Source organism: Microcoleus anatoxicus (assembly GCF_042465725.1).
Lineage (GTDB): Bacteria > Cyanobacteriota > Cyanobacteriia > Cyanobacteriales > Microcoleaceae > Microcoleus > Microcoleus anatoxicus.
Genome location: NZ_CP120853.1, coordinates 1,647,603 through 1,670,027 on the forward strand (window position 1 = coordinate 1,647,603; position 22,425 = coordinate 1,670,027).

Annotated in this window: 24 protein-coding genes; 14 read left to right on the plus strand and 10 right to left on the minus strand. The window is 43.0% G+C overall.

From position 1 onward, the window contains the following. Positions 1-7 precede the first annotated feature (7 nt). The 3 genes from P2A85_RS07125 to P2A85_RS07135 all read left to right on the plus strand — a co-directional run bounded on the left by P2A85_RS07125 (position 8) and on the right by P2A85_RS07135 (position 3,294). Complete coding sequence (locus P2A85_RS07125) at positions 8-1,381, plus strand: Ycf66 family protein (RefSeq protein WP_377478316.1); 1,374 nt, start codon at positions 8-10, stop codon at positions 1,379-1,381. Between the two features lie 155 nt (positions 1,382-1,536). Then, entirely contained in the window at positions 1,537-3,003 is a 1,467-nt protein-coding gene (cobQ, locus tag P2A85_RS07130; RefSeq protein ID WP_377478318.1) for a cobyric acid synthase CobQ, read from the plus strand. Between the two features lie 54 nt (positions 3,004-3,057). After that, the gene (locus tag P2A85_RS07135) at positions 3,058-3,294 is read left to right on the plus strand and encodes a 2Fe-2S iron-sulfur cluster-binding protein (protein WP_377478319.1); all 237 of its coding nucleotides are present in this window, start codon (positions 3,058-3,060) and stop codon (positions 3,292-3,294) included. Positions 3,295-3,551: 257 nt separating this feature from the next. Here P2A85_RS07135 and P2A85_RS07140 read toward each other — a convergent pair whose 3' ends face one another. Then, positions 3,552-4,892 (minus strand): hypothetical protein, encoded by a 1,341-nt coding sequence (locus tag P2A85_RS07140; RefSeq protein WP_377478321.1) that lies wholly within the window; start codon positions 4,890-4,892, stop codon positions 3,552-3,554. Between the two features lie 96 nt (positions 4,893-4,988). Here P2A85_RS07140 and P2A85_RS07145 point away from each other — a divergent pair, with 96 nt between their 5' ends. The 3 genes from P2A85_RS07145 (at position 4,989) to P2A85_RS07155 (ending at position 6,849) form a co-directional block, all read left to right on the plus strand. Continuing rightward, positions 4,989-5,162: an SDR family NAD(P)-dependent oxidoreductase gene (locus P2A85_RS07145; RefSeq protein WP_377478323.1), complete on the plus strand. Its 174-nt coding sequence runs from the start codon at positions 4,989-4,991 to the stop codon at positions 5,160-5,162. A 36-nt stretch (positions 5,163-5,198) separates the two neighbouring features. Next, the gene (locus P2A85_RS07150; protein ID WP_377481346.1) at positions 5,199-5,951 is read left to right on the plus strand and encodes an SDR family NAD(P)-dependent oxidoreductase; all 753 of its coding nucleotides are present in this window, start codon (positions 5,199-5,201) and stop codon (positions 5,949-5,951) included. Between the two features lie 715 nt (positions 5,952-6,666). Then, positions 6,667-6,849, plus strand: a complete 183-nt coding sequence (locus tag P2A85_RS07155) for a hypothetical protein (protein WP_341733940.1) — start codon at positions 6,667-6,669, stop codon at positions 6,847-6,849. A gap of 109 nt (positions 6,850-6,958) precedes the next feature. On the opposite strand, the gene P2A85_RS07160 is transcribed toward P2A85_RS07155, so the two are convergent. From P2A85_RS07160 to P2A85_RS07170, 3 genes are all read right to left on the minus strand, one after another. Next, entirely contained in the window at positions 6,959-7,744 is a 786-nt protein-coding gene (locus P2A85_RS07160) for a photosystem II S4 domain protein (RefSeq protein ID WP_377478324.1), read from the minus strand. A 13-nt stretch (positions 7,745-7,757) separates the two neighbouring features. Then, positions 7,758-8,345, minus strand: a complete 588-nt coding sequence (locus tag P2A85_RS07165) for a Uma2 family endonuclease (RefSeq protein WP_377478326.1) — start codon at positions 8,343-8,345, stop codon at positions 7,758-7,760. A 102-nt stretch (positions 8,346-8,447) separates the two neighbouring features. Further along, a complete protein-coding gene (locus P2A85_RS07170; protein WP_341738494.1) occupies positions 8,448-8,954 on the minus strand; it encodes a hypothetical protein in 507 nt (168 codons plus the stop codon). A gap of 283 nt (positions 8,955-9,237) precedes the next feature. Here P2A85_RS07170 and serA point away from each other — a divergent pair, with 283 nt between their 5' ends. The 6 genes from serA to P2A85_RS07200 all read left to right on the plus strand — a co-directional run bounded on the left by serA (position 9,238) and on the right by P2A85_RS07200 (position 17,042). Further along, on the plus strand, positions 9,238-10,821 hold the full coding sequence (gene serA / locus P2A85_RS07175) for a phosphoglycerate dehydrogenase (RefSeq protein ID WP_377478327.1): 1,584 nt from the start codon (positions 9,238-9,240) through the stop codon (positions 10,819-10,821). Positions 10,822-10,991: 170 nt separating this feature from the next. Further along, positions 10,992-11,882, plus strand: a complete 891-nt coding sequence (prmA, locus tag P2A85_RS07180) for a 50S ribosomal protein L11 methyltransferase (RefSeq protein WP_377478329.1) — start codon at positions 10,992-10,994, stop codon at positions 11,880-11,882. A gap of 319 nt (positions 11,883-12,201) precedes the next feature. Then, positions 12,202-12,630: a XisH family protein gene (locus P2A85_RS07185; RefSeq protein WP_377478331.1), complete on the plus strand. Its 429-nt coding sequence runs from the start codon at positions 12,202-12,204 to the stop codon at positions 12,628-12,630. Next, positions 12,606-12,941, plus strand: a complete 336-nt coding sequence (locus tag P2A85_RS07190; protein WP_377478332.1) for an element excision factor XisI family protein — start codon at positions 12,606-12,608, stop codon at positions 12,939-12,941. The genes P2A85_RS07185 and P2A85_RS07190 overlap by 25 nt, the downstream gene beginning before the upstream one ends. Before the next feature lie 122 nt (positions 12,942-13,063). Further along, positions 13,064-13,408, plus strand: a complete 345-nt coding sequence (locus P2A85_RS07195; RefSeq protein WP_377478334.1) for a hypothetical protein — start codon at positions 13,064-13,066, stop codon at positions 13,406-13,408. Between the two features lie 613 nt (positions 13,409-14,021). Then, complete coding sequence (locus P2A85_RS07200; protein ID WP_377478335.1) at positions 14,022-17,042, plus strand: KGGVGR-motif variant AAA ATPase; 3,021 nt, start codon at positions 14,022-14,024, stop codon at positions 17,040-17,042. 39 nt (positions 17,043-17,081) lie between these two features. Here the strand turns inward: P2A85_RS07200 and P2A85_RS07205 are convergent, their stop codons facing one another. The 3 genes from P2A85_RS07205 to trxA form a co-directional block, all read right to left on the minus strand. Next, on the minus strand, positions 17,082-17,177 hold the full coding sequence (locus P2A85_RS07205) for a hypothetical protein (RefSeq protein ID WP_377478337.1): 96 nt from the start codon (positions 17,175-17,177) through the stop codon (positions 17,082-17,084). Between the two features lie 169 nt (positions 17,178-17,346). Then, positions 17,347-17,931 (minus strand): hypothetical protein, encoded by a 585-nt coding sequence (locus P2A85_RS07210; RefSeq protein WP_377478338.1) that lies wholly within the window; start codon positions 17,929-17,931, stop codon positions 17,347-17,349. Between the two features lie 123 nt (positions 17,932-18,054). Continuing rightward, a complete protein-coding gene (trxA, locus tag P2A85_RS07215; protein ID WP_371124120.1) occupies positions 18,055-18,372 on the minus strand; it encodes a thioredoxin in 318 nt (105 codons plus the stop codon). 73 nt (positions 18,373-18,445) lie between these two features. Between trxA and fabG the strand changes: the two genes are divergently transcribed. Next, positions 18,446-19,210 (plus strand): 3-oxoacyl-[acyl-carrier-protein] reductase, encoded by a 765-nt coding sequence (fabG, locus tag P2A85_RS07220; protein WP_377478339.1) that lies wholly within the window; start codon positions 18,446-18,448, stop codon positions 19,208-19,210. A 99-nt stretch (positions 19,211-19,309) separates the two neighbouring features. On the opposite strand, the gene P2A85_RS07225 is transcribed toward fabG, so the two are convergent. The 3 genes from P2A85_RS07225 to P2A85_RS07235 form a co-directional block, all read right to left on the minus strand. After that, entirely contained in the window at positions 19,310-19,765 is a 456-nt protein-coding gene (locus P2A85_RS07225) for a GTP pyrophosphokinase (RefSeq protein ID WP_377478341.1), read from the minus strand. 309 nt (positions 19,766-20,074) lie between these two features. Continuing rightward, positions 20,075-20,392: an RNA recognition motif domain-containing protein gene (locus P2A85_RS07230; RefSeq protein WP_377478343.1), complete on the minus strand. Its 318-nt coding sequence runs from the start codon at positions 20,390-20,392 to the stop codon at positions 20,075-20,077. A 110-nt stretch (positions 20,393-20,502) separates the two neighbouring features. After that, complete coding sequence (locus tag P2A85_RS07235) at positions 20,503-20,742, minus strand: hypothetical protein (RefSeq protein ID WP_377478345.1); 240 nt, start codon at positions 20,740-20,742, stop codon at positions 20,503-20,505. A 319-nt stretch (positions 20,743-21,061) separates the two neighbouring features. On the opposite strand from P2A85_RS07235, the gene P2A85_RS07240 reads away from it, so the two are divergent. Further along, the gene (locus P2A85_RS07240) at positions 21,062-22,195 is read left to right on the plus strand and encodes an SAM-dependent methyltransferase (RefSeq protein WP_377478346.1); all 1,134 of its coding nucleotides are present in this window, start codon (positions 21,062-21,064) and stop codon (positions 22,193-22,195) included. Positions 22,196-22,425 lie beyond the last annotated feature (230 nt).

Sequence of the window (22,425 nt, forward strand, 5' to 3'; positions counted from 1 at the left end):
CGACAATATGCTTGCATACTTTCTAGCGTTGGCGGTCGGTCTAGGCAGCTTCAGTATTTACATGGCTGCTTTCTTTTTTCCAGAAGTTCACCGCAAAAGCGATTTTGCCTGGAGTGGGGTGGGACTTTTCTATGCGTTAATTTTATGGGCTTGTGCGGGGCGAATTACCGGTGCTCTCCTGCTTGGTCAAATGGCGGCCGTGGCTCTTTTGGGCTGGTTCGCCTGGGAAACTTTGAGTTTACGCAGACAAGTTACACCTATTGCTCAGCAAACGCCGATTCCTCAGTCGGTAAATTTGCCGGGGGGTATGGGTGGCGCGTTGACGGGGATGTTTGCTAAAAAACCAGAACCAGCAACGAAAAAACCTAAGTTTGTGAGAGCGCCCAAGCCGAAATCGGATGTGGTGCCAGCACCTGTTGCCGATCGCCTGGTAAAAACAGAGGAACCTGCGGTGGTTTCCCCATTACCCGAAATCGTGGCAGAAAGTGCGATCGCCCCTGAATTGTTGCCACTTCCAGACTCGACACCACCAGCAACTGAGGAAATACAGGAGTCGATCGCAATTCCTGTGGCTGACACCTCGCCAGCCCCTGTAGAATCAGCACCAACTAGCGACACTACAATCACCCCAAAAGTTTCAGAAATTGCCACCACACCAACTGTGGGAACAGCAGAGGCTCCACCAGACCTTAAACAAGAACCCGAAGTCGATGACTTTGACCAGATGTGGAGGACCGCAGCTAAAGAGTCCCAGTCTGTGACCCCAACGGCAGCCCCAGCAGCGGATTCAACTGCTGTCAAAGCCCCTAAAAAATCGGCTGGTTTCAGCAGTCTGTTTGGCAATATCAAAAATAGTCTAGGCGGTTTGTTGGGCCGGGGTGCGGAGAAAACCAAGTCCATACCCAATACTCCGGTGACAACACCGAAAGTGCCTTCAGAGTCGATCGAACCTGCATCTGAAGTAGGGGCAATTTCTACACCGGAGTTTGACCAAATTCTCGCATCTGAATTAGCCGAAGCAGCCCTAGAAGTAGCGGCGGCAGAAACTAGCAGCACCGTCGCTGATGAAATTCCAGGAGTACCATTTCCTCTGGATGTGGAAGCAATGGCAGAATTGATTTCAGAAGAAACAGCGATTTCTCCGATTCAAATTACTGAAATTACGGTGGTGGAAGTGGTTTTGCCAACACCTGCGGAGGTGGAAGTGTCATCAGAGGCGATCGACAATTCCATAAAAGAGCAGCTAGGGTCGATCGCCTCAGCAGACACACCGGAATTGATTCATCCAAATCCGCCAACTCCCAATCTGCTGAAAACTGACAAACCCGCCGATGAATCCAAGTCGGAAAATCTTTCTGACTCTGAGCAGACGACTCTCTAAAACACAAACCAAAAGGTAGAAATTAGAACTTTTTAGATTCTGCTTTCTGCCTTCATAAACAGGTAAAAAAAAATAACCATATTTTTTCCTTTTTGCATTCAGCCTTCACAAAATACTCAATAATTTTTCGATTAAATTTAGGTAAAATCAATATTATGAAAGCAATTATGGTAGTGGGAACAACTTCTCACGCAGGGAAATCTTTACTCGTTGCAGCTTTGTGTCGCATTTTTGCTCGCCGCCAGTGGCGAGTCACTCCCTTTAAAGGTCAGAATATGGCACTGAATTCCTATGTCACTGCTGCTGGGGGAGAAATTGGCTACGCTCAAGCAATTCAGGCTTGGGCCGCCGGTGTAGCACCTTTGGTAGAAATGAATCCCATTTTGCTCAAACCCCAAGGAGATATGACTTCTCAATTAATTATGAAGGGTCGCGCGATCGCCAATATCCGAGCTACTCAATATTACGAAGAATATTTCGATCGAGGTTGGCAAGTTATTCGGGAATCTTTAGAATTTTTGAGTCACCAATTTGACATGGTGGTTTGCGAGGGAGCCGGTAGCCCTGCGGAGATTAATCTCAAGCACCGGGATTTAACAAATATGCGCGTAGCTAAACATTTGAATGCTCGGACTTTGCTAGTAGTTGATATAGACCGCGGCGGAGCTTTTGCTCACATTATCGGTACTTTGGAATTGCTCGATCCAGACGAACGAGCTTTAATTAAAGGATTCGTTATTAATAAATTCCGAGGACAAAAATCTATCTTAGATCCAGGGCTAACTTGGCTAGAAGAACGTACAGGCATTCCCGTAGTTGGTGTAATTCCTTGGATAGACGAAGTATTTCCTGCCGAAGACTCTCTCGATTTACTCGATCGACGTTCTTCCAGTTCTCACACAGACTTGAATATTTCTGTCATCCGCTTGCCCCGTATTTCTAATTTTACCGACTTTGACCCCCTGGAGTCGGAAACTACTGTCACAGTCAAATATGTCAGCCCCAAAGACCAGTTAGGCCATCCAGATGCAGTAATTTTACCAGGTTCTAAAACTACAATTTCTGATTTGCAGGTACTCCGAAAAACGGGTATGGCAGAAGCCATAAAAAAATATTTAGTGGCTGGCGGTACTGTCATGGGAGTTTGCGGGGGGTTTCAGATGCTGGGAGAAAGTATAGTCGATCGAGAAGGCCTTGAGGGACAACAGGGAGAATTTAAAGGCTTGGGATTGTTACCTTTAAAAACAGCGATCGCACCTGATAAAATAGCCCGTCAGCGCACCGTAACATCTAATTATCCTCAACCGGGTTTACCAGTTTCAGGTTACGAAATCCACCAAGGAATAACCCAAATGTTGGAGTCAGATTTGACTAAATCGCTGTTTGACGATCCTAGTTTAGGAATGGTCAATAATTTCCAATCTATTTGGGGTACTTACTTGCACGGTATTTTTGATAACGGAGCTTGGCGGCGGGCTTGGTTAAATCACTTGCGGCACCAGCGAGGATTGCGGGCCCTACCTACAGGAATTCCTAATTACCGGGAGCATCGGGAAGCTCTGTTGGACAGTCTCGCAGATACGGTTGAAAAGCATTTAGATATCAAACATATTTTAGGGTAGTTATTAGTCATTAGTCAGCAGTCATTAGTCATTAGTAGCTTAGGTGAAGTTTGAATGACAAAAATTTGTTTTTTACCAGAAAATGTAACCGTTGAAGCTGAACCGGGAGAACTGTTGCTCGATGTCGCTAAACGCGCGGGAATTTCTATTCCCACTGGCTGTCTCATGGGTTCTTGTCACGCTTGTGAAGTGGAACTGGAAGACGGAGAGGTAATTTGTGCTTGTATTTCCGGCGTACCTTCAGGAAAAAAGCAAGTAACAATTAATCTTTATGTTGACCCGGTTTGGTAATGGGTAATTGGTAATTGGTAATTGGTAATTGGGAATTGGGAATTGGTAATTGGGAATTGGGAATTGGGAATTGGGAATGGGTAATTGGGAATTGGTAATTGGGAATGGGTAATTGGGAATTGGTAATTGGGAATTGGTAATTGGGAATTGGTAATTGGGAATTGGTAATTGGGAATTGGTAATTGGGAATTGGTAATTGGGAATTGGTAATTGGGAATTGGTAATTGGGAATTATTATCGTTCCCCATTTCCCAGCTTTATTTTTTTTGCCATTCTTTCTGTTTTTTTCTAGCTGATTGCAGCCATTTTTGGGCTTCTGGATAAGCAGTGGTTCCCGGTTTTACAGATTCTAAATTGTTGATAATTTCCTGCAAGTAACCGAGGGCGTAACCGGGATTTTGATTGATAGAATTTAGGTTAGTTTGGAATTTAGCAAACAAGCTTTTAGCCTGATTTAAAGCTTCCACTGACTCTTTTTCTGCTTTCAGTCGAATCTGTGTAGTGCCTAAATTATTTTGATATTCAGCTAATTTTGTTTGAGCATCAAGATAGCCCGGATTATCAAAGGGAATTTGGCTGAGTCGTTCAATAGATTGTTGCCACAAATCAGCTATTTTTTGCCAACTTTCGGCTGAATGTGGCGGTTTCTGCGATGCGACAGCGGCACTCAAGGCAAATTCTTTGGCTGCTTCGATTAAGTTGTCGGCGCGCAGTGAACCCGTAGCGACACCGCCCATTGTTTGAAAATCTCTCTCTGCTGCTTGCAGTTTTTTCCTAGCAGTTTCTCCGGCTAGGGTTTCTGGGGGAATTTGATTGAGTTGGTCGATCGCACTTTGCCAATTTATGCTAGCTTTTTGTCTATCTGCCGCATTTTTAGCTTGCTGGTACTGCTGTTTCGCGGTATTGAGGTTTTGTTCCACTTCCCCAAGCTGGGTAAAAGCATTTTTTTGTTGGAAAATTTGAGCATCCATGCGCCCGATACTTTTGCGTGCTGCTTGAAATTCATCCACACTAAAGCGCCAAGTACAGCCAAAAAAAGAGCAGTAAGTTTCTGGATAATAACCTAAAAACCAAACCGGCAAAGTATCGAGGTGTTTTTGGGCTTGTTTTGCTTTGGTTTCGCCCAAGTCGAAATCAGCCACAGCAGTGGCTTTATTTACCAATTGATCCGATTGTTCCACCAGGGCGATCGCCTGTCGATAATTGTAATCCATACTGCTAAAACTCGGCATTAACAATATGGGCAATTTATCTGCTATGGGCTTGCGAATGATGGGCACAGGCAGGTTTGCTAGCCAAATTATCCCCAGCCCAGCCCCTAAAAAACCCCCAACCCAGATAATTTTGCCAAACAATCCGGGCGGGCGGTTGGCTTTGACGGCGGCTTTGAGTGTTTTTTCGCTGAAGTTGGGAAATTCATTTTTGAAAGTAGCGCGGATTTCTTCTATGGATGCGAAAGTTCCATTTTCCGATCGCATTTTCTCCAACTGCTTGATTACGATACTCCTGTAGACATTCCCAGCTATAGCATCAGCCGCAGCACATTTGTCAACTTCTGCCCGTAAAATTTCAAAAGCTCGATCGGTAAGACGCGCCATAAAACTCACCTATTCCCTTTTAAGTATTTTACAGGTAGCCAGTCAAAATAGTTGTTAAAATATATAAAGTACCAATCAAATATCAGACATAATTTCATGCCAACTGCTTTAATCACCGGAGCTTCTAGCGGAATTGGTGCAGCTTTTGCCACCGAATTAGCCCAAGACCAGCACAATCTAATTTTGGTGGCTCGTTCCGCCGATTCCCTTTTAAGTATTTTGTACCAAATTGTTAAAATATATAAAGTACCAATCAAATATCAGACATAATTTCATGCCAACTGCTTTAATCGAGCTTCTAGCGGAATTGGTGCAGCTTTTGCCACCGAATTAGCCCAAGACCAGCACAATCTAATTTTGGTGGCTCGTTCCGCCGACAAATTGCACCAACTCGCTGCTACACTCCAAGAAAAATTCAATATTCGAGCTGAAGTAATCGTGCAAGATTTAACGGAACCTGGTGCTGGAACAAAAGTATTTGAGGCCGTCAATCAAACAGATTTGACCGTAGATTTGTTAGTCAACAATGCGGGTTTTGGAGATTACGGTGTTTTTGCCGATCGCCCCCTTGACAAACAACTAACAATGGTGCAACTAAATATTCTAGCATTAGTTGAGCTTTCGCACTTATTTTTGCAGCCAATGCGCCAAAAAAAATCGGGAAGTATCATCAATGTAGCATCAATAGCAGCATTTCAACCGATGCCATACCTATCAATTTACGCAGCAACCAAAGCCTTTGTTCTGAGTTTCACCGAGTCACTGTGGGCGGAAAACAAAGATTTAGGAATACGAGTGTTGTGCCTTTGTCCAGGACCGACAGAATCGGACTTTTTTGCAGTAGCTGAATTCCCAAAATCACTAGCATCTAGCAGCGGGCAAAAACTGGTGTCAGCCCAGGAAGTAGTGCGAGATGCTTTGAAAGCCTTAGACAAGAATGAGTCTAACGTTGTGACAGGGGGAATTCCCAATCAAATCATCGTAAATATGCCCAGATTGATGCCGCGAGAACTGTTAGTAAAGTCGGTAGCAAAGCTGTTTGGGAACAAAGGCGAATAATCGCGGATATTTTGCAGATATCTAACTCGATCAAATTCAAGTGCGATCGCACATTCGGGCCGCCCAAATTTCCGACGCCAAAATCCCCACGCTATCCCACAAGTCCGCCGGGGGTTGAAAACCCCCGTCTCATAGCGAAAGTCCTCTAAAAGAGGACTGAAAAACAGATGAAATCAGCAAATTTTCGAGTATTTGTCAGCATTCTTCAGTCGGTTTCAACCGACTTTCGCTATGAGACGGGGAATTGATTCCCCGGCGGACTCGCGGACAAACAAACTAGCCCAAAGAAACCGGGTTTTTCGCAGTTTTTCGGCTGTATCAATATCCTCGAAAAAAACCCGGTTTCTCCCCCTACCCCAAATCTCAGAAACCGGGTTTTTGCCCAAATCACCGACTGTAATCAACGATTCTGGAAAAAACCCGGTTTCTCGCCACCCCGCGCATCCAAGACTAGGACATAAACCAAAGAAACCGAGTTTTTCGCAGTTTTTCGGCTGTATCAATATCCTCGAAAAAAACCCGGTTTCTCCCCCTACCCCAAATCTCAGAAACCGGGTTTTTGCCCAAATCACCGACTGTAATCAACGATTCTGGAAAAAACCCGGTTTCTCGCCACCCCGCACATCCAAGACTAGGACATAAACCAAAGAAACCGGGTTTTTCGCATGATAATCCAACATAAATCCCGTAGGGGCGGGTTCACCAACAATCTTTAATGAGTACCGACAATCTCAATAAACCCGCCCTCGCCCCACCAATAACCCACATCAATGAAATTTGCATTAATTCCCAAATGCACATTGGGATTGTTGGTTGGGTTAGGGCGGGTTTTCGAGATGGTTTATTTCAGGCGATTATGGTTGGTGAACCCGCCCCTACAGGAATTCGGTTTATTTGACCGGATATAATATTAGTCTATCGTAAATTCATCTAAAGAAACCGGGTTTTTAGGAGTTTTTGGGTGTGTAACGATATTCTCCCAAAAAACCCGGTTTCTAGCCTATAAATTACAAATACCGAGTTAATTGCACTCGATAGCGTTCCTTCTTGGTAACAGCAACTTCTCCAATTTCCAATCTTCCCTTACCGCTAACAGCGATCAAATCTCCAGACTTGACATTATAACTAGCTTGAGTGATGTCTTTCCAATTAACTCGCACGTCGCCGCTGTCAATTAAATCGACCATTTTGCTGCGAGACATCGCGAATCCAGCCGAAGCCACAGCATCCAATCTCATGGAGGCTTCAACTGTGGTCATTTCTTTCTTTTTCGGTTCCCTAATTTTGAGTTCACTCAATTCAATGCGCCGAGTTTTGACTGGAACCGATCGCACTTGTTGCAAACTCATCTCCAAATACTCTACCATCTCAGGCATCACAATCGCCTGGGCCCCACGTTCACCCAACACAATCACATCACCCGTTTTCTCCCGCACAATTCCCGTGCCCAACATCGCCCCCAAAAAGTCGCGGTGAGAAGCTGTATCGAACAGGAAATTGCCAGCGATTTCTACCGCAGCAATGTTAACTGCTTCAGAGTCGATCGCAATTTCCGATCTCGCGATCGCAATTCTTTGTCTTTCAGCTTGCGGATAGCCACCCCAAGCCACCAACTCCACATCACTCAAACGATTAAATACAATCTTAGCTTCCGCCAATTCTGGAGGCGACATAAAATCAGTCTGAGTAACCTCCCAAGTTTTAATAGCTTGTTCGGCGCAGTCAATGACTCGCGCCACCGATTCGCGATTTTCAATCCCTTTTAACAGTTCTTCTCTTTGCAAACTTGCCATAATTAATACCCACCTACAAAATATCACTTAAATCCAAAACAAAACCCGGCAATACATCCTCACCTGACAAAGTTACAGGGGAATATATAATTTCCACATCTCTATCGGGGCGGGAGATTTCAACTTGTCTATTTTTGCGATCGAGCAACCATCCCAACTTTGCTCCATTTTTGATGTACACTTTCATTTTAGCCCGCAATTTTTCTAATGAATCGCTAGCCGATCGCAATTCCACTACAAAATCGGGACAAATGGGCGCAAATTTCTCTTTTTGTTCGGGAGTTAAGGCATCCCATCTGTCGCGTCGCACCCAAGCAGAATCAGGAGAAATATCTGAACCGTCGGGCAGTTTGAATCCACTAGAAGAGTCGAAAACAACTCCTAAATTGTTTTGAATATTCCAAGCTGTAAGTTGAAAGTTTAAGCCAGAATTTCGTCTGCCAGTCTCGCTACCCGTAGGTGACATGATAATCAATTCTCCATTAGCCGTGCGTTCAAATCTTAAATCCCGGTTGTTTTGACACAACTGAAAAAACTGCTCATCAGTTAATTCGAGAGTTAATTCTAGGGGAGAATGTAGGGCGATAGTTTGTGATTCCATAACTGTCTCCAAAGATTAATTGAGTAGAATGAAAACAGCCAACTGCCAACTGCCAACTGACAACTGCCAACTGACAACTGCCAACTGACAACTGCCAACTAACTATGTTTCTGTATAACCTTGCATATTTTCCGGTTCAAACTGCCGCAAAATATTAGCAGCCTTTCCAGTTAAATCATCAGTACCCTTCACCGCAATCAAAAACTTACCCGCATTCAAACGGTTGCGGTAAGGTAAAGCATCACCACTACCAAAAGCCATACCACCCGCACCTCCAACAAACACGCTACCCATCCCAGCAGCGATCGCACCTAATACCCCACCGATGACATGATCGCCTATTTCTCCCGCCCAAGCAAAAGTTCTTAACTCCGTAATCAGACTGAAAGTAAAGCCAGCAATAAACCCAAAAGGTATCAACCAAATAGCCATCAGTTTAGCTTGTTTCTTTGCTTGTTGATTCGGGTCGATCAAACCAAATTCATCCGCAGTTTTGTAGCCGCGGCCCAAAATACTTACCTGTTTCATCGGTAAGCCTTCTTTTTCCAGAGCACAATAGGCAGCTTCGGCTTGCATTCGATCGGGGAGTACGGCAATAAGATAATTCATTAAACACAATTCCTGATAGTTCAGCTAAGATAGCTAAAATTTATTATAACCCGAAAAGACTTACTAGCTAAGCAGTTCGGGGATTTGAAGCCGGTTTGAGAGTGCGATCGACCACAAACCTAAAATATTTCAAGCAAAAACGACCTGTCTAGACCAAATACATATACAATTCAAACTGCACAAAGCCAAAATTAAGCTCAGCAGTAAGATACTGCTCCCAGTCTTAGCCTTTACTTTGAGCTCGCTGGGCCTATTTTTACTGAATTCCACTCAATTGCTTGCTATGCCTAAAGTTTTAGTATCCGATCCCATCGACCAAGCCGGAATTGATATCCTGTCTCAAGTCGCTCAAGTTGATGTCAACACAGGTTTGTCAGCAGCAGAACTGGTAAGAATTATTCCAGATTACGACGCTTTAATGATCCGTTCTGGCACCCAAGTTACCAAAGAAATCATCGAAGCCGGCAACTTACTCAAAATCATCGGCCGCGCCGGAGTCGGCGTAGACAACGTAGATGTACCCGCCGCCACTCGCAAAGGAATTGTAGTCGTCAATTCTCCCGAAGGTAACACGATCGCCGCCGCCGAACACGCGATCGCCATGATGCTTTCCATGTCCCGCCACATCCCAGAAGCCAACGCATCTGTCAAAAGTGGTAAATGGGAACGCAACCGCTTCATCGGCGTAGAAGTTTACAAAAAAACCCTCGGTATCGTCGGTTTGGGCAAAATCGGCTCCCACCTAGCCGCCGCCGCCAAAGCAATGGGCATGAAACTGCTCGCCTACGACCCCTTTATTTCCACCGAAAGAGCCGAACAGTTGGGCTGTCGCTTAGTAGAACTAGAACTGCTGATGCGCGAATCTGACTACATCACCCTGCACATCCCCAAAACTCCCGAAACCAAGCACCTAATTAACGCTGAAGTGCTGTCGAAGATGAAGCCCACGGCCCGCATCATTAACTGTGCTAGAGGTGGCATCATCGATGAAGCAGCCCTAGCTGAAGCGATTAAATCAGGGAAGATTGCCGGTGCTGCGATCGACGTTTACGAACACGAGCCCCTGGAAGCTGATTCTCCTCTGCGGAGTGTGGGCCAAAACATCGTGCTCACACCCCACTTGGGCGCATCGACAGCCGAAGCTCAGGTGAATGTGGCGATCGACGTTGCCGAACAAATTCGTGATGTACTGTTAGGATTACCAGCGCGATCGGCTGTTAACATACCAGGAATTTTCCCAGATTCGATCGAAAAACTCAAACCATACCTGCAACTCGCCGAAACCCTAGGCAACCTCGTCAGCCAGCTAGCCGGCGGCCGAGTCGATTACCTCAACGTCCAACTCCAAGGCGAATTAGCAAATAACCAAAGCCAGCCCGTAGTCGTCGCCGCCCTCAAAGGACTCCTCTCCCAAGCCCTCAGAGAGCGCGTTAACTACGTCAACGCCAGCATCGAAGCCAAAGAACGCGGCATTCGAGTCGTCGAAACCAGAGATGCCTCTATTCGCGACTACACAGGTTCTCTGCACCTGATGGCCAAGGGAACCCTGGGCGAACACACCGTCACTGGTGCTGTCCTCGGCGAAAACGAAATTCGGATTACCAGCGTGGACGATTTCCCCGTCAACGTTTCCCCGACTCACCATATGTTATTTACCTTGCACCGCGATATGCCGGGAATTATTGGCAAAATTGGTTCTCAGTTGGGCAGTTTTAATGTCAATATTGCCAGTATGCAGGTAGGGCGTAAAATCGTGCGCGGTGACGCGGTGATGGTTCTGAGCCTCGATGACCCTCTACCAGAGGGGATTTTGGCTGAAATCATCAAAGTTCCAGGAATTCGGGATGCTTACACAGTGAATCTTTGAAGTATTTGGGATTTTAGATCTTAAATGCCAGGACTGATAATTGGTAATGGGCAATTGTTAATGGGTAATTAGCAAGACAACTGCGAATTTTTCTATTAGTCAATCCTGATTGCCAATCCTCAGTCTCTCTCCCCCAATCTACAATCTCAAATCTCAAATCTAAAATCGTTATGGCACATAGCTGGTGGGAAATTCGAGTTCTTTGCGATCCGGCGTTGGAAGATATCATCTTCTGGCGCTTGGAAATGTTCGGCTGTCAGGGAAGTGTCAGCGAGATGAAAAGTAATTCTTGTCTGATGTCGGCTTACCTCCCGGAAGAAAAGGCGGGATTGTTGGATTTGGCCGCCCTGTCGCTGTGGCTGCGCCAAGATGCCCTGTGCGCGGGTTTGCCTTTACCAGCGATGCAGTGGGATTTGATTGAGGAAGAGGATTGGGGCAGCACTTGGAAGCAGCATTGGCAGCCTCAAGAAATTGGCGATCGCTTTTTAGTTTATCCCGCTTGGCTACCAATACCGCATAATCCCGATCGCATCATTTTACGTTTAGATCCCGGTGTCGCTTTCGGTACCGGTGCCCACGCCACCACTCAGCTTTGTCTGGAGTCGCTGGAAATGCGCCTCGGTTTTGATGACAAAGAGTGTATCATTGCCGATATTGGCTGCGGATCTGGTATTTTGTCGATCGGCGCGGTGTTATTAGGCGCTACAAAAGTTTATGCTTTGGATACCGATCCTTTGGCAGTGCGATCGACCATTAGCAACAGACAACTCAACCGAGTTAATTCTCAGCAGTTGGTTACAGAACTCGGTAGTATCGATCGGCTAAAAGAAATGGTAAATGAACCTTTAGATGGTTTCATGTGCAACATTTTAGCAGAAGTAATCATTGATTTAATCCCGCAATTCACTGAAATTAGCAAACCAACTACTTGGGGAGTTCTCAGCGGCATTTTACTCGACCAAGCTAAGCCAATTGCTGATACTCTCGAACAACACGGTTGGATTGTGGCTACTCTGTGGAAGCGCCAAGATTGGTGTTGTTTTAATATTCGGCGTACTTAGCGATATTAGAATTTCGATTTGGGATTTTAGGACAGCATTATGTCTGTAGAAGCGCTGCTATAGCCTTTCTCAGAAAGATGAGGTACAATAACAGCAGTGACTAAACCAATTCCAAAGATTTTCTGATGTAACTTCATTAAATGCAAACTCGTTAGCGCAGCCCTCGAAGAGGATCGCTTTTGCTAATTCTTGATAATTAGTCGTCTTGATATAGCCTTTCTCAGAAAGATGAGGTACGACTGGGAATAGGGCATAGGGCATAGGGCATTAGGGCATACCTCACTTTTTTGAGAACCGCTATATCAAGCTTTTATAACTAATGTCTAGACGTGACAATTTACATTTATCCCTGCGCCACACTCTCGAAAAAGACGGGTGGATGATTACGGATGACCCGTTAATCTTAGTGTTAGAACAAACGCTCTTGAAAGCTGATTTAGGAGCCGAAAAGTTTTTCGCCGCCGAAAAAGAAGGACGGAAAATAGCTGTGGAAATCAAAAACTTCGACTCGCCTTCAGTTATTAATGAACTGGAAAAAACGATGGGACAGCTTCAGCTTTACCAATGGGCTTTGGAGAACCAAGAACCCGAACGACAGTTGTTTTTAGCCATCAGTCAAGCCGTCTATATTCGACACTTCCAAAAACCAATTTTTCAGTTAGCCGTCCAGAGGAATAGAATTAACTTATTAGTTTACGAACCAGAGCGGGAGGTTATTGTTCAATGGAACACGAAATCAGCTATGTAGATATCCTACAAAAAACGGTGAAAGAGGCAACACGAAACCAACCTCGCTTACAAGCGATTAAGCTTTATCCTGTCTGCGATACGGATTCAGGTCATTTCCTGATTATCGCTACAGGCTGGGATAAGCAACGCTGGATCGACACCATTCTGTTTCACGCACGCTTGGTCGATCGCCATGTCATCATTGAAGAAGATAATTTCGAGGAAGGGTTAACCTCTGCACTTATTGCCGCAGGTATCCAAGCAGAGCATATTGTGACTAGCCTTGATTATCAAAGTGGTACTAGCCCAGCGGTGTTTCAGGCGGTGTAAAGTATTTCTGTCTTACCAGCCGCAGAAGGAATTATTTAGCAGGCGATCGCTACCTGTGCAAGCATCACTTTCCCTGGTATTCTCAGGAAAAGCGTCCTCTTTCCCCGTTCCTCTGTACTTATATGGGTCGTCAAGATACTGGTAGAGGTAGACCTTTTCGATTTATTCTGAATCATTCAATGGCTACGGCTACCAATGTATATTTGATGTTGTATCCTAAACCTGCTCTTGCCAAAGTGCTTTTAGAGAAGCCACAATTGCTTAAGGAGGTGTGGAAGGCGCTCGATCGCATTTCTGATGAAGCGCTGATGGGTGAGGGGCGCGTGTATGGAGGTGGTTTGCATAAGCTCGATCCGAAGGAATTGGGTAATACTCTAGCTGAGAGGATTTTTGAGGTTTTACCCAAAATAAGCAAGCAATTTCACATAGGTAAAAATAGTATAGTATATGCAGTATATACAATATAAAAAAGCAGCATTAAAACATTTGAAAAGTTGTCAAGCAATTGTTGATTACTTCGATCATTCTCATCACAGCATTTCCCCTTTGAGTGAACAGTATCTGCTGATGAATCTTTTTTATTTATCGGGTTACACTCTAGAATGCGTTATAAACTATGCGCTTTTCAACAAGATATGTACTAAGAACAACTTTCCGAAGGATACTTCTGTTTACAAACTTTACGATAAAAGCGAAAAGTTCGCTTTTAAGAGGACATATACGGAGCAAACAGGTAGGGAAAATGTTGCATCAAATGTTGCAACATTTTATATCGAAAGCCATGATTTTATGAAAAATATAAGTCTACTGAAAAAGCTTACCCCATCAAGCAACCTACTATTAATACATGACGAAAAAATTGTTCCATCATCTGTTTTGAATTTAATAAAAACTTGGAAGGCACGTTGCCGCTATGAAACTACACGAAACTATAATAGGTCAGATATCTGTGACTTAATAGATTTCACGGGCAAATTTTATAGAGAAGTGTGTAAAGTTGTTAGGTAAACAAGGGAATGTAAACTTTTTATATCAACAAGCTCTTAATAAAAAATAAAAGTACCAAAAGAAGAGGAAAAAATGCTGACATTACTACATCAAGCTGATCATATTAATTCCAAGTTAGCGAGCTTAAAAAAAGATGAGGAAATTATTGATTACAGGGTTTTCTTAGAACTCAATATGGAGATTGACGTTTATCTTGTAATTACCGAGCAATCCCACAAAGGCTCTCCTGCTATCCAAGAAATACAACAATATTTTGGAAATTTAGCAAAAGCTTATCGAATAAATTTGGAAATTTTTTCTGAAGATGAAGTAAAAGATGATCCCGCTTTAGAAAACATATTTATTGATGATAATGAATCTAAATTAGATTTAGGGTTAAAGTACCGCTTTCACTCTCTTTTAGAAACTCAGAACAATTTATCTAATAACAATTTGTCAATCTGTCCTGTAGTAACATTTTATAGCTACAAAGGGGGCATGGGTAGGACTACATCTTTATGTTCCTATGCTTTAAATGCTGCTCTCAATGAGAAAAAGAAAGTAGTAATTATTGATTGTGATTTTGAAGCCCCTGGATATTTAAACTTCTTTAGGTTAGCTAACGACTTGAGAATTTTATCAGGACAAACTAATGGAGTAGTTGAATACTTCTTGGATAGAGACTTCTCAAAAAGCCAGTCTCTTAATATAGATAATTATTATATTAGGTTAAATAAAGATAGCTATCCAAACTACCCTAACCAAAAAGATCTTGAAGGTTTAGATAATATTTATATTTTCCCAGCAGGAAATTTAAGTGAAAATTCTATTAATACAGCAGAAAATCAAGAAACCACTCATAGAGATCACTATTTACAAGGACTTGCCCGTTTAGATTTATCAAGTCAAGATAAGATTATTAATGGGTTTAAAAATCTTTTAGAAGAAATTGATACAAAAATTAAACCAGATTTGATTTTGATAGATTCTAGAACAGGATTTAATGACATTTTTGGAACAACAGCATTAGTTTTTTCTAAGGCAATAGTTGCTTTATTTGGCAGTAGCCAACAAACAAAACCTGGATTATATTTCCTACTAAATAAGTTTTATCAAACATTTTACAGCAATGATAATAGTAATAATGTAAAGCTGCTTTTAGTTAACTCTATATTACCTGAAGAAAAAAGCATTAGTGAAATATTTTATAATCGTTTTGGAGCTAAGGTCAGAGACTACTTAGACGAATTACAAGATAATCAAGTCATTGAGGATAAATATTTACCAATCATGTCCCCTTTAAGAAGGAATCCCCTGCTTGAAGCAATTGGTTTAATGGAAGAAAATGAAGAAGAAAAATCGAATTATGATGATAACTACATAAAGTTTGTTAAAGATAAGAAATTTGAAGATTATAAAGTTCTTTTTGACCATATAGATTCTATTGTATTTCCTGCCCAGCAAGATCCTGTTGGGGCTTTAGAGTCCAAAGTTATCAGAGATTCTATTTTGCGCGAACTTCAGAAGGCTCTACCATCCCCCTATGCAGAAGATACTGAAATTAAACCAGAACAATTCTTTTATAGAAAATGTATGGATGAACTGTTTGACAAAAACAAATTCATAGTTCAAGGCTTTAAAGGGACTGGTAAAACATATCTTTATAAAGCGTTAAAAGAGGACAGATACGTTGAGATTCTAAAAAGAAGAGCACGCTGTGATGAAAAAATAAAATTTATTGACATTATTTCTGAAACAGGAACAGGCCGTTTTGGTAATAAATCTTTTGATATAGATACCTTAAGAGGTTTTGAAATTAAAGAAGAGGACTCTTATTACAAACGCTTCTGGGTTGTCCATACTTGGAATTCAGTCATGCTAGACGCATCCGAAAAGTTAAACTATTCCTCTAAGCTTACGGATAAAGTTAAAGCTATTGAACCTGATACAGCGACAGCAACAAGATTTCATAAATTAATTAATCAACCTGAACAATACTCTCTAATTGAGGAAGATTTAAAAAATCTAGATTCTTTTTTAGAGAATAAAAACATTAAGTTATTTGTCCTCTACGATCAATTAGATAATTTAGTAAAAGTAAGCCCAGAACGATGGAAAAAGATAGTTTCTCCACTTGTAGCTTATTGGTGGAGCTCAGCTCGCTTCCAAAACATTTTTGCTAAAATTTTCATTCGTACAGATTTAATTCCTCAAATATCAGGAACAAATACTGAGAGATTAAAAGACCGAATCACAAAAATTGAATGGTCAAGGGACGAAATATATTCCTACTTTTTCAAGCAGGTATTTATAAATAAATCTTCAAAAACTAAGCTTTTTGAGTTAATGCGGCGTGGAAGAGTTGTTCAAGAAAACTTCATTGAAGAAATTGAGAAAATCTTAAAAGAGTCTGAGGATCAAATTCCCCTAGAAAGAACTCAAATAGAACCATTTATGACAGTATTTTTTGGAAATGAAATTATGGTAAGAGACCATTCTGTGGGCATACCTTATGAGTGGTTTTTCCTTAATTTGCAGAATGCCGATCAAGTGACTATTAGCCTGAGACCCTTCATAAATTTAATCCGAAACGCTATCGAATCCTCTTTAGAAGGAAAAAATGAAGAGCAAAGGATAAAATTTTATTCTTTACCTCAGTTGATTCATTATCCTGTGCTTCATCATACAGATTACTGTAATGACTTAAAAAACAGAGACAGAGCTGTAGAGGCTCATTTTAACGATTTAACAAGAGAAGCATTTAATGAAGATTTAGTAGTAATAATTGAATATTTAAGAGAATCACAAAACGCTAAATATAAATATATTTACTTAGAAGAAGCAGAAATAAAACAATTTTTGAAAGAAGTCTCTGAGCTAAAACAGTCCAGTCTTAAATTATTCAAGAAGCCTGAAGAACTGCTTCACTTATTAGAAGTTAACGGAATTATACATAAAAATCCTAAGCCGGGAGGTAGTGTTTATTATTTTGCTCAATTGTACAAATTTTGGTTAGGTTTAAAAGGGAGAAAATGGCAAAATCCTAGTTATTCTCGTGATAACAAGCCCAAACTTAAACCAACGAAGCAAGAAAAACCTAAACCAACCAAGTAAGAGAAAAGATTAAGCCAGCGATTTAAGTCATTGGAATGTTTACCTCGTAAACTTCCGTCTTTCCACAGGTTCGACCCAAATTGTACAAAAACCTGATGTAGCCGGACGCCCCGCCACCTCCAGAGTCACCCCCAAACGCCGAACCTCATAGATGAATACAGGACGATGCTACCGGATTCGATCTATAGCATTTCTCAGAAAGATGAGGTACGACTGGGCATAGGGCATGGGGCATAGGGCATAGGGTTCCGTGGGCATACCTCACTTTTTTGAGAACCGCTATAAGAGAGCAATTGCAGCATAATTAAGAACGATAAACTAAAGAACGAACGTAAAAAGACACAGATCCAATTAAATAAAAACAATTCACCAAAATCAACAATATCTTACCAATAGAAGAGTGAACAAAACCAAAAACGCGGAAAGTTGACAGCAACACTAACAACATTTCCACCACAGAAACAATTGACCCGTAATGCTTCCTATCCCAATAAGAAAACGGACTGATAAAACGGTAATTGCTGAACGGAAAAAAGTGTCTGTGAGCATCATCATTATGCACCGGCAAATCTCCTAGAGAGTGCAGAATCATGCTCAAAAACAGAATTTGGATGCTTTCCCAGCCAAAGTAATCAGCAATTACCCAGCCGATCGCCGCCAGAGGGATAGAATGAAACAGAGCCACAATATTCTGGACAAAAGGCTCATAATATGCTTCTGACCAAATTGTAGCTTCCGGCAAGCGAGCAATGTATTTCGCCCAAAAGTAAAATAAAAATATTGGAATATCCGGCAAGATTCCGCCGATCGCAATAATTAGATTAGCTTGCGGCAGTTGCCGTTGGCCGAGAATTGCCAGATTGATAATCGCGTGGCTGGGAGTCTTCATGATTGACGGTTAAATCTGTTGGGAGGGTGAAGCATTTGGAGATAAAACACTCTTGTTTTCAACATAAACTGTCGCCCAAATGCTTCACCCCTACACTCATTGTGATACTCTCTTACTACGAACCTACAAGAAAGGTTGCAGTCGATCGATCAATTGCGCCGGTTGCATCACTCCCTCAATGCGATCGACCTCAGCACCATTTTTGAACAACACCAAAGTCGGCAAAGCATAAATTTGATACTGCGAAGCCAACTGTTCGTACTTATCCGTGTCAATCTTGACCACCATCAGCTTATCCTTCGTTTGACCGCTGACTTGCTCCAAAATCGGCACCATCATCTGACAAGGCCCGCACCAAGTAGCATAGAAATCTACCAACACCGGCAAATCGGAGCTCGATAGTAACTCCTCAAAACTGCTGAACTGTTTTTGAACTGCCATAGGACAAAATATTTTTTTTGGTTCTGGCTCGATTTTAGTGCAAAATTCTCTGGTAGATTGCGAGGATAGAATTATGGAATTATTACCAGAGACATTTCAGAGATTGCAGGGTAAAGTTGCTGTCGTGACCGGTGCATCGCGGGGAATCGGCCGCGCCGTTGCTTTAGAATTAGCCGCAGAGGGCGCTAAAGTCGCCGTCAACTATGCCAGTTCGAGTGCTGCTGCTGATGCAGTGGTAGCAGAAATAGTCGCTGCTGGTGGCGAAGCTATCGCCCTTGCAGCAGATGTCTCAAAAACTGACCAAGTAGATGCACTCACCAGCAATGTCATGGAAAAATGGGGACGGATTGACATTTTGGTGAACAATGCAGGCATTACTCGCGATACTTTGCTGTTGCGGATGAAATTGGAAGATTGGCAAGCTGTGATTGATTTGAATCTAACTGGTGTATTTTTGTGTACGAAAGCTGCGAGTAAAATCATGCTGAAACAGCGCAGTGGCCGAATTATTAATATTGCTTCGGTGGCGGGACAAATGGGCAATCCGGGACAAGCTAATTACAGTGCGGCGAAGGCTGGGGTAATTGGGTTTACTAAAACTGTGGCGAAGGAGTTGGCGAGTCGCGCCATTACTGTGAATGCGGTTGCACCGGGTTTTATCACTACAGATATGACTAAGGATGTTAAATCTGATGAGATTTTGAAGTACATTCCCCTGGGGAGATACGGGGAAGTTGAGGAAGTTGCAGGGATGGTGAAGTTTTTGGCGGCGGATGCGGCGGCTGCTTATATTACGGGGCAGGTTTTTAATGTGGATGGGGGGATGGTGATGGCCTAGGATTTGATTTTTTTTGTCGGAGATATCACACAGGCTTTCGGGCCTGTGCCACGATGAAGGTGGATATCTGCGGTGGGATTTGAATGTTTTCAATAAGAATTACTTTAAGGCCCCGCGCAACTGACTGAGGACTTTTTTGTATTTGGCGATGCGTTGAAAATCTGCCTCTGTCGGATTGGAAATGCGACGAATATCGAGGTTGTGAGTAACATCGGCGATTTTGACTCGCAAGGCGATCGGGTTGGTCATCACCCGCTCTAAATAAGCTGCATAAGGTTCTCCTTCTATTTTGGTAATGGCGCCGATCGCGTTTACTATAAATTCAGGAAAACCTTCGCTTCTGAGTTGATCCAATGTCAGTTCGGAATCTTCCACCGCATCGTGTAACACCGCTACGATTTTCTCCTCTAGAGAATTGACATTTTTCATCACAAATAGCGGATGATCTATATAGGAATTGCCTGCCTTATCTAGCTGCCCTTCATGAGCTTTGACGGCGATCGCGATCGCTCGTTGTAGTAACCATTCGTAGTCTGAATTCGTATTTGACCACATAGCCAAGAAGTTTGTTACTACAGGTTTTAGATAAACGAAAATAAACGCAGATAAATTTATGGTTCTCTGCGTTTATCGGTGTAGGTTCGGTCTGTGAACAAAGGACGATCGCCTCTAGTCAATAAACTAATAGCTATTGCAACTCAGTTAATAGACACAATTAAACATAAAATTATCATCGCGAGACTCGCTATGGCCGAAGGAAGCAACCGTTTAGTTGGAGATTGCCTGACTTCGTTCAGTTTTGAAAGTTTATGTATCTCTGGCTACTTAGAGCGATCGCCAATCCTATGACTTCGCCTCGGAGGATTAGTAACGACGATTGAAGCCGCCACCGCCACCGGAGCGACCGCCACCGCCGCCGGGTCCACGATCTCCACGATCTTCGCGTGGCTTGGCTTTGTTAACTTTCAGGTCGCGGCCCATCCACTCAGCGCCATCAAGCGCTTCGATCGCGGCTGTTTCTTCAGCCTCAGTTCCCATTTCCACAAAGGCGAAACCGCGCATTTTGCCAGTTTCGCGGTCTGTCGGTAACTGAACTCTTTTAACGGTTCCGTACTCTGCAAATACGGTATTGAGGTCTTCTTGGGTAACTTGATAAGCAAGATTACCTACGTAAATCGACATGAAATATCTCCTAAATCAGATGTGGATGGAAGTTGAGATTTTCGATAGAGCCAGCCAAAGTCAAACGTGAAAGACTCATCAACAAGTGCTTTCTAGTTTACCATACCCAATCAGGTTGTGTGGAGGTTATTGCCAATTTTACCAAAATATTTTCCTAATTTCATAGGATCGGGCCCTAGCACACCCATCAATTTCTTGACCAAACCAGGCAAAATAGAACCGGATTTAGCAGTTCCCACCAGGGGAAGACCGGCTGCTACCGCTATAGATATAGGTGTGGGGAATGCTGACACCACCGAAGTGTGACGTTCTCCCCCGTCCCAGGCAAGCAGTATGACGGGGGCTGTCAAGGAAAGCTGAAAGCCTTGATATTGTTAGATTATAAGCATGACTTATCGCCACAACGACGAGAGAACCCCCCAATCCAGCAATCCTCTGAGACCCCTTTTCATCCATCCCTCGAAAAAAACTACATTATTCTTAATAGTTGAATTCTGTCTGAAAGCCTCATAAATTCGTTCTCTAATCCGATTACTTCGTGGTAAATCTTGATGTTTTTGCAAGCTCTGGCAGTGTAAACCTTACTTAGTAAGATTTACAAGTTTTTGTGTCTCTAAAATGTTGATTTTCTTGAGATAGAATAGCACCATCTTTAAAAACAGTATAAACATGAGCTCATCAACAGTCTTACAAAACATCGAAAAGCATCTCCCCATCCTGGGAAATGTACATACCAAAAGTCCCCTTGCTTACCGAGCAACCCGCGTCGCAGTCAGTGCTGTTAATGCCGTGCAAATGGCAGTAGCAGAAGCTTACATCAACGGATTAGAAGTACCCGATTCTGTCTTGCGATCGCTTTTTGATACCTGTATGCCAGTCTTTTTTAAGCATTTTCCGTCCCTGCTTGCACCCTACGAATGGGTACTAACAGAAACAGATCGGACTGCTGAAGGGCCGCGGGATTTAATGAAACTTCAGTACGATTTGCCTCAAGCCATGCTGAATCCAATGTTAGGCGAGGGAAAACTCATCTATCCCAAATACAGCATGGGATTATGGGAAAAAGGAGCCACCAACCTCGAACAATCCCAGATCCAAATGATTGATGATGTGATTGAAAAACTCGACATCAGAGATGGCGACAATATTTTAGACTTTGGCTGCGGTTGGGGCTGCGTTCCCAACTACATCCTCTCCAAATTCCCCAATGTCAAGTTTACGGGAATTAACTTGAGTCACCACCAATGCGAATATATGCGCCGGAAGATGCAAGATCCCGAAAGCTACCTCAGCTCTGGTCGATTCACTCTCTACGAAGGAGATTTGAACGATGCCCAATTTGAGACCAAGTTTGATAAGATTTTGTCGATCGGCGTTTTTTGTCATGTCGGTAATTTAACGAAAGCTTTCCAAAAGCTCGCCTCTTTCCTGAAAGATAACGGCCGAGTTTTCATTCACATCATCACAGTCCGTACCCCCAACAATATATCCAGCGTTTTCACCCACAAATATATTTTCCCCCACGGCCGTTACTGGAAATATGATGCAGTTCCCAGCTACAACAACGACCTCAAAACCATTAAAAGATGGTATTTGAATGGATTCAATTACTCCACCACCTTTGCTAATTGGCTGAAAAACTTTGATGATTCTCAAGCGATAGTCAAAGATTTAGACTATGGCATTGACTATGCCAAATTTCGCCGCATCTGGCGGTTTTATTTGATGTGGTTTGTGGCTAATTTCGCCAGTTGCGACGGCGAATACAATGGTAATGGTCAATATTTAATGACTCGTACCTAATTATCGATTGATTAGGGCAACGGAGGACACGGCAATGCCGTTTCCCTACTCCAAAATAATGTTGTAGGGACACGGCACTGCCCTTCTTCGTGTCAACTTAAGGTCAAACCCTGTCAGAGACTGTTGTTTGACGATTAGGCCCAGATCCCCCCTAGCCCCCCTTGGGGGGGGACAGGATTCTTCTCTTTCGTCCCCCTTCCCCCTTCCCCCCTTGGGGGGGGCAGGGGGGG

Coding starts and splice junctions, on each gene's coding strand:
- P2A85_RS07155 (WP_341733940.1), top strand. CDS start 6,667: ATGAGTACCGACAATCTCAATAAACCCGCCCTCGCCCCACCAATAACC.
- P2A85_RS07225 (WP_377478341.1), bottom strand. CDS start 19,765: ATGTGGTCAAATACGAATTCAGACTACGAATGGTTACTACAACGAGCG.
- P2A85_RS07140 (WP_377478321.1), bottom strand. CDS start 4,892: ATGGCGCGTCTTACCGATCGAGCTTTTGAAATTTTACGGGCAGAAGTT.
- P2A85_RS07190 (WP_377478332.1), top strand. CDS start 12,606: ATGGAACACGAAATCAGCTATGTAGATATCCTACAAAAAACGGTGAAA.
- P2A85_RS07135 (WP_377478319.1), top strand. CDS start 3,058: ATGACAAAAATTTGTTTTTTACCAGAAAATGTAACCGTTGAAGCTGAA.
- fabG (WP_377478339.1), top strand. CDS start 18,446: ATGGAATTATTACCAGAGACATTTCAGAGATTGCAGGGTAAAGTTGCT.
- P2A85_RS07210 (WP_377478338.1), bottom strand. CDS start 17,931: ATGAAGACTCCCAGCCACGCGATTATCAATCTGGCAATTCTCGGCCAA.
- cobQ (WP_377478318.1), top strand. CDS start 1,537: ATGAAAGCAATTATGGTAGTGGGAACAACTTCTCACGCAGGGAAATCT.
- P2A85_RS07230 (WP_377478343.1), bottom strand. CDS start 20,392: ATGTCGATTTACGTAGGTAATCTTGCTTATCAAGTTACCCAAGAAGAC.
- P2A85_RS07195 (WP_377478334.1), top strand. CDS start 13,064: ATGGGTCGTCAAGATACTGGTAGAGGTAGACCTTTTCGATTTATTCTG.
- P2A85_RS07170 (WP_341738494.1), bottom strand. CDS start 8,954: ATGAATTATCTTATTGCCGTACTCCCCGATCGAATGCAAGCCGAAGCT.
- trxA (WP_371124120.1), bottom strand. CDS start 18,372: ATGGCAGTTCAAAAACAGTTCAGCAGTTTTGAGGAGTTACTATCGAGC.
- prmA (WP_377478329.1), top strand. CDS start 10,992: ATGGCACATAGCTGGTGGGAAATTCGAGTTCTTTGCGATCCGGCGTTG.
- P2A85_RS07165 (WP_377478326.1), bottom strand. CDS start 8,345: ATGGAATCACAAACTATCGCCCTACATTCTCCCCTAGAATTAACTCTC.
- P2A85_RS07125 (WP_377478316.1), top strand. CDS start 8: ATGCTTGCATACTTTCTAGCGTTGGCGGTCGGTCTAGGCAGCTTCAGT.
- P2A85_RS07240 (WP_377478346.1), top strand. CDS start 21,062: ATGAGCTCATCAACAGTCTTACAAAACATCGAAAAGCATCTCCCCATC.
- serA (WP_377478327.1), top strand. CDS start 9,238: ATGCCTAAAGTTTTAGTATCCGATCCCATCGACCAAGCCGGAATTGAT.
- P2A85_RS07160 (WP_377478324.1), bottom strand. CDS start 7,744: ATGGCAAGTTTGCAAAGAGAAGAACTGTTAAAAGGGATTGAAAATCGC.
- P2A85_RS07185 (WP_377478331.1), top strand. CDS start 12,202: ATGTCTAGACGTGACAATTTACATTTATCCCTGCGCCACACTCTCGAA.
- P2A85_RS07200 (WP_377478335.1), top strand. CDS start 14,022: ATGCTGACATTACTACATCAAGCTGATCATATTAATTCCAAGTTAGCG.
- P2A85_RS07145 (WP_377478323.1), top strand. CDS start 4,989: ATGCCAACTGCTTTAATCACCGGAGCTTCTAGCGGAATTGGTGCAGCT.